The following is a 447-nucleotide window of genomic DNA, read 5'->3' as shown; positions in this document are numbered from 1 at the left end:
ACGAGCACGACCCAGCAGGCCGCCCAGGCCGCGGCCACCACGACCGATCCGTTCCAGGAGCTGTGGTTCCTGCTGACCGGCCAGACCACCCTGCCCACCAACCTGGGCACCCTGGTGAACGGTTACAGCCCGTTCGCCGGTCTGTTCTACAACACCGAGGGTCTGCCCTACTTCAGCATCGGTATGGGCAACAGCTTTGTGCAGATCGCCAAGTCGGTCGGCGCGATCGGTGGTGCGGCCCCCGCGGCGGCCAAGGCGCTGCCCGGCCTGGGTGGGCTCGGTGGTCTGCTCGGTGGCGGTGCGGGTGCGGTGCACCCGGCGGCGGCCATCGGCGGGGCCGGCTCGATCGGTGGGAAGTTGTCGGTGCCGGTGGCCTGGAACAGCGCCCCGGCCGTGCCGGCGATGGGCCACACCGCGGTCCCGGTCAGCGCGATCAGCGCCGCACCC

General features: G+C 71.8%; 1 pseudogene. It reads left to right on the top strand.

The features are described 5' to 3' along the window. A pseudogene (locus WU80_RS24840) lies at positions 1–447 on the top strand (hypothetical protein); the annotation flags it as partial.

The organism is Mycobacterium sp. UM_11 (genome assembly GCF_001414075.1).
Classification (GTDB): Bacteria; Actinomycetota; Actinomycetes; order Mycobacteriales; family Mycobacteriaceae; genus Mycobacterium.
This window is presented reverse-complemented; position numbering and strand designations above follow the sequence as displayed.